General features: G+C 59.9%; 2 protein-coding genes. One reads left to right on the plus strand and one right to left on the minus strand.

Annotation, left to right across the window (positions count from 1 at the left end):
* Positions 1-128: 128 nt before the first annotated feature.
* Complete coding sequence (gene putA / locus QMX93_RS29230) at positions 129-4,082, minus strand: trifunctional transcriptional regulator/proline dehydrogenase/L-glutamate gamma-semialdehyde dehydrogenase (RefSeq protein WP_282359040.1); 3,954 nt, start codon at positions 4,080-4,082, stop codon at positions 129-131.
* A 460-nt stretch (positions 4,083-4,542) separates the two neighbouring features.
* Between putA and putP the strand changes: the two genes are divergently transcribed.
* The gene (gene putP, locus QMX93_RS29235; RefSeq protein WP_212544862.1) at positions 4,543-6,027 is read left to right on the plus strand and encodes a sodium/proline symporter PutP; all 1,485 of its coding nucleotides are present in this window, start codon (positions 4,543-4,545) and stop codon (positions 6,025-6,027) included.
* Positions 6,028-6,214: the final 187 nt, after the last annotated feature.

Here is a 6,214-nt window from a genome sequence, read left to right on the forward strand (position 1 = left end):
GAGCCTGCTCGCGATAGCGGTGTGTCAGTCAAACAAATGTGTCTGATAGATAGCTATCGCGAGCAGGCTCACTCCTACAGGGGATTTCATTCCAGGCGACCATTGCGGTCGCCTGGAGTTACAGCGGTTTAGCCGATCGTCATCAAGCTGGCATTACCACCCGCCGCCGCAGTGTTAACGCTCAACGCGCGCTCGATCACCAGACGCTCCAGGGCAATGTTGGTCTCGCCCTGGGACAAGCCCTGAACCCCAACAATCGCGCCGGCACGCTTGGCAATCTGCTGGCAAACGCCGCGCAACTGGTCGGAGTGGCCGTGATGCAGAACCGCATCAAACACCACTTCGTCTTTATTCCAGTCGGCAACCAGCTTGATCCGCGCCTGAATGTCCTTCGGCAAGCGTGCGAACAATGCCTTGCTGATGTCGGACTCCGGCCATACCGCCGAACCGCCTACCGCCAGCACCGCCGCCAGTTGCGTCAGCAGATCACCTTCAACCTCGGCCAGGCACAGCACGTGCTCGCGCGGCAGAATGGCGTAGCTGTTTTTCTCGCCGGTCGGGCCGGCCAGCACGCGGGTGATGCCGCTCTGCGATTGCGCCGCGTACTGCACGCACAGGGTGCTCAGGTCGGCGTACTTGTTGCTTTCAGCCCAGGCTTTCAGGGCGTTCAGCGGTTTACTCATGGCGTCGCGTAAACGCACGTCCGGGGCGATAACCGCATCACCGCGAGCGAAGGATTGTTCGATAGCGTCCGTAGGACGTGTCGCCAGCAAACGGTACAGGTACAGCGGGCCGCCGGCTTTCGGGCCAGTACCCGACAGGCCTTCGCCGCCGAATGGCTGCACGCCGACCACGGCACCGACGATGTTGCGGTTAACGTAGACGTTACCGGCGTTGACGTTGTCGATCACCTTGGCGATGGTCTCGTCGATCCGCGTGTGCACGCCCAGCGTCAGGCCATAACCGGAAGCGTTGATCTGGCCGATCAGTTGATCGATCTCTTTACGCTTGTAGCGCACCACGTGCAGCACCGGGCCGAAGATCTCGCGTTGCAGCTCGTCGAAGCTTTCCAGTTCGATCAGGGTCGGCATGACGAAGGTGCCGCGTTTGACCTCTTCGGTGTCGGCAATTGCCACCTGGTAAACATTGCGACCTTTATCGCGCATGCCCTGGATGTGCTTGTCGATGCCAGCCTTGGCTTCGGCGTCGATCACCGGGCCGATGTCCACGGACAGGCGCTCCGGGTTGCCGAGACGGCTTTCCGCCATGGCACCTTTGAGCATTTCGATGACACGATCCGCGGAATCTTCCTGCAAGCACAGTACCCGCAGCGCTGAGCAACGCTGGCCAGCGCTGTCGAACGCCGACGACACCACGTCGATCACGACTTGTTCGGTCAGTGCCGAGGAGTCGACGATCATCGCGTTCTGCCCGCCGGTTTCGGCGATCAGTGGAATCGGGCGGCCCTGGCTGTCGAGACGGCCAGCGATGTTGCGTTGCAGCAGACGTGCGACTTCGGTGGAACCGGTGAACATCACGCCTTTGACGCGTTCATCACCGACCAGGCCGGCGCCGACGGTTTCACCGCGCCCCGGCAGCAATTGCAGCACGCCTTCCGGAATCCCGGCTTCGAGCAGCAAGCGCACGGCTTGAGCCGCAACCAGTGGAGTTTGCTCGGCAGGCTTGGCCAATACCGGGTTGCCGGCAGCCAGTGCCGCAGCAACCTGGCCGCTGAAGATCGCCAGCGGGAAGTTCCACGGGCTGATGCACACGACTGGGCCCAATGGACGGTGGGCGTCGTTGCTGAAATCGTAGCGCGCCTGCACCGCGTAATAACGCAGGAAGTCGACGGCTTCGCGGACTTCGGCGATGGCGTTGGCGAAGGTCTTGCCGGCTTCGCGAGCCAACAGGCCCATCAGCGGCTGGATCTCGCCTTCCATCAAGTCAGCGGCGCGCTCCAGAATCGCCGCACGTTCGGCCGGCGGAGTGGCCTGCCAGATTGGTGCGGCATTCAGCGCGCATTGAATGGCGTTGTCGACGTCTTCGACAGTGGCTTCTTGAACGTGACCGACCACATCACGGTGATCCGCCGGGTTCAGCACGGCTGCCGGGGTTTCAGTGCTGGAAGCGCAACCGAGCATCGGCGCGGCTTTCCAGTCGGTGTGGGCAGTGGCGAGCAGGGCGCAGGACAGCGAAGCCAGACGATGTTCGTTGGCCATGTCGATGCCGCTGGAGTTGGCGCGCTCGGCACCGTACAGATCACGCGGCAGTGGAATGCGCGGGTGCGGCAGGCCGAAACCACCTTCCACGGTCGCCATCTGCTCAATCTGCGCCACTGGATCGGCCACAAGCTCCTGAATCGAAATCGACTGATCGGCGATGCGGTTGACGAACGAGGTGTTCGCGCCGTTTTCCAGCAAGCGACGTACGAGGTACGCCAGCAATGTTTCGTGAGTACCGACCGGTGCGTACACGCGGCACGGACGGTTCAGCTTGCCGTCGGAAACTTTACCTACAACCTGCTCGTAGAGCGGTTCGCCCATGCCGTGCAGGCACTGGAATTCGTACTGGCCGGGGTAATAGTTCTGACCGGCAATGTGGTAAATCGCCGACAGGGTGTGGGCGTTGTGCGTGGCGAACTGCGGGTAGATGACTTCCGGCACCGACAGCAGTTTGCGTGCGCAAGCGATGTAGGAAACGTCGGTGTACACCTTGCGGGTGTAGACCGGATAGCCTTCCAGGCCTTCGACCTGGGCGCGTTTGATTTCGCTGTCCCAGTACGCGCCTTTCACCAGGCGGATCATCAGGCGATGACGGCTGCGGCGAGCCAGATCGATCACGTAGTCGATCACATACGGGCAACGCTTCTGATAAGCCTGGATGACGAAACCAATGCCGTTCCAGCCAGTCAGTTGCGGCTCGAAGCACAGGCGCTCTAGCAGATCCAGCGACAGTTCGAGACGGTCGGCTTCTTCGGCGTCGATGTTCAGGCCGATGTCGTATTGCTTGGCCAGCAGGGTCAGCGACAGCAGGCGCGGGTACAACTCGTCCATCACACGCTCGTATTGCGCGCGGCTGTAACGCGGGTGCAATGCCGACAGCTTGATGGAGATGCCCGGGCCTTCATAAATCCCACGACCGTGGGACGCTTTGCCGATCGAGTGAATGGCTTGTTCGTACGACGCCAGGTACTTCTGCGCGTCGTGTTCGGTCAGCGCCGCCTCACCGAGCATGTCGTAGGAATAACGGAAGCCCTTGGCTTCGAACTTGCTCGCATTGGCCAGCGCTTCGGCGATGGTTTCGCCGGTGACGAACTGCTCGCCCATCAGGCGCATGGCCATGTCGACGCCCTTGCGGATCATCGGTTCGCCGCTCTTGCCAATGATGCGGCTCAGCGACGAGGTCAGGCCGGCTTCGTTGTGCGTCGAGACCAGTTTGCCGGTCAGCAGCAGGCCCCAGGTGGCGGCGTTGACGAACAGCGACGGGCTGTTGCCCAAGTGCGGGTGCCAGTTGCCGGTGCTGATCTTGTCGCGGATCAGCGCATCACGAGTGCCCTTGTCCGGGATACGCAGCAGCGCTTCGGCCAGGCACATCAGTGCCACGCCTTCCTGGGACGACAAGGAAAATTCCTGCAGCAGACCTTGAACAATGCCTGCACGACCGCCGGCACTTTTCTGGTTACGCAGTTTTTCCGCGATGGAGGCGGCGAGTTTGTTGGTGGCTTCAGCCATGGCGACCGGCAGGCGAGCCTGTTCGATCAGCATCGGCACGACTTCCGGCTCAGGGCGACGGTAAGCGGCAGTGATCGAAGCGCGCAGAACCGATTGCGGCAGGATGCTTTCAGCGAATTCAAGGAAGCACTGGTGAGCGTGATCGTGATGGACTTCGCCCGCCTCATCGGCGTCCTTGGCGGTCAAACCGTTCAGCTCAGTCAGGGTTGCACCACCCTCGAGTTTCTCCAGGTAATTGAAAATTGCCTGCTTGATCAGCCAGTGCGGTGTGCGATCAATCGAGGTCGCGGCAGCTTTTAGGCGCTCGCGGGTCGGGTCATCGAGTTTGACCCCAAGGGTGGTGGTAGCCATATTTTTATCCTCATGGTTGCCACAGTTGCGTGGCATCAGCTGGCCGCAAGATTAGCCGTGCGCCGAAAGAGGTGCAACCGGGTGCAACCCTTTTTTTGCCGGAATAATAAGCAGCTCGTCAGGAATTATTTTCTGGTACGAAAGTACTGCTCCTGCCTGGTGCTTTTGCTTCTAGCAAATGGCCATGACTGCCACAAAAGGGAGCAAAAACGCGGTGATTGTCGATAAAACCGACTAGGTGCAACTTATTCTCACGAAACTGGTTGCACCTCTTTTGCTTTGTTGCATAGGATTCGCGCCCAAGGTGCAACCGGGAAAATAGTCCGGTGTATCGGCTGATGGCTTTCCTGGGGAAACATCAGTCCTAAATGCGCGGGATCCCGAATCGTCTGCCAAACGTCGTCGTTTGCGCGCGGTTCATCACCGCCGCTACATAAAAACAAAGCCAGGGCGTAACTTAATGAGCGTTAGCAATCCAACCTTGATCACGTTCGTGATCTACATCGCAGCAATGGTGCTGATCGGCTTGATGGCCTATCGCTCCACCAACAACCTTTCTGACTATATTCTGGGCGGCCGCAGCCTGGGCAGCGTCGTCACCGCGCTATCCGCCGGTGCGTCCGACATGAGTGGCTGGTTGTTGATGGGCCTGCCAGGCGCCATCTACATGTCCGGTTTGTCCGAAAGCTGGATCGCCATCGGCCTGATCGTCGGTGCTTACCTGAACTGGCTGTTCGTTGCCGGCCGTCTGCGTGTGCAGACCGAGCACAACGGCGACGCCCTGACCCTGCCGGACTACTTCGCCAGCCGTTTCGAAGACAAAAGCGGTCTGCTGCGGATTATCTCGGCGATCGTGATTCTGGTGTTCTTCACCATCTATTGCGCTTCCGGCATCGTTGCCGGCGCCCGTCTGTTCGAAAGCACCTTCGGCATGTCCTACGAGACGGCGCTGTGGGCCGGTGCTGCGGCGACAATTGCCTACACCTTTATCGGCGGTTTCCTCGCGGTAAGCTGGACTGACACGGTTCAGGCGACCCTGATGATTTTCGCGCTGATCCTCACGCCGATCATCGTGCTGCTGGCCACCGGCGGCGTCGACACCACGTTCCTGGCCATCGAAGCGCAAGATCCAAGCAACTTCGACATGCTCAAAGGCACCACTTTCATTGGCATCATCTCGCTGATGGGCTGGGGTCTGGGCTACTTCGGCCAGCCGCACATCCTCGCGCGTTTCATGGCGGCGGATTCGGTGAAATCGATCGCCAAGGCGCGTCGCATTTCCATGACCTGGATGATCCTGTGCCTGGGTGGCACCGTGGCCGTCGGCTTCTTCGGTATCGCGTACTTCTCTGCGCACCCGGAACTGGCCGGCCCTGTCACCGAGAACCACGAGCGTGTGTTCATCGAACTGGCGAAAATCCTCTTCAACCCATGGATTGCCGGTGTACTGCTGTCGGCCATTCTGGCTGCGGTGATGAGCACCCTGAGCTGCCAGTTGCTGGTGTGCTCGAGCGCCCTGACCGAAGACTTCTACAAAACCTTCCTGCGTAAATCGGCCTCGCAACTGGAGCTGGTCTGGGTCGGTCGCGCCATGGTGCTGTTGGTTGCACTGATCGCCATCGCACTGGCGGCCAACCCGGATAACCGCGTACTGGGCCTGGTGTCCTACGCTTGGGCGGGTTTCGGTGCTGCATTCGGCCCGGTTGTGCTGATCTCGGTGATCTGGAAAGACATGACCCGCAACGGCGCACTGGCCGGTATCGTGGTTGGTGCCGTCACCGTGGTGGTTTGGAAGCATTTCGAACTGCTGGGTCTGTACGAAATCATCCCGGGTTTCATCTTCGCCAGCCTGGCGATCTACTTTGTCAGCAAGGCGGGCGAACCGACTCGCGGCATGGTTGAGCGCTTCGAAGCTGCGGAAAAAGATTTCAATCTGAACAAGTAATGCGCTGAGCTACGGCTCACCTGAAAACGGCCCGTTTCCTAAAGGAAGCGGGCCGTTTTTTATTGCCTGTGATTCCTCATTCACCGCAGTCCCTGTAGGAGTGAGCCTGCTCGCGATAGCGGTCTGACATTCAACATTGATGTCATATGACACAACGCCATCGCGAGCAGGCTCACTCCTACAGGGA

Source organism: Pseudomonas sp. PS01303 (assembly GCF_029959385.1).
Taxonomy (GTDB): domain Bacteria; phylum Pseudomonadota; class Gammaproteobacteria; order Pseudomonadales; family Pseudomonadaceae; genus Aquipseudomonas; species Aquipseudomonas rustica.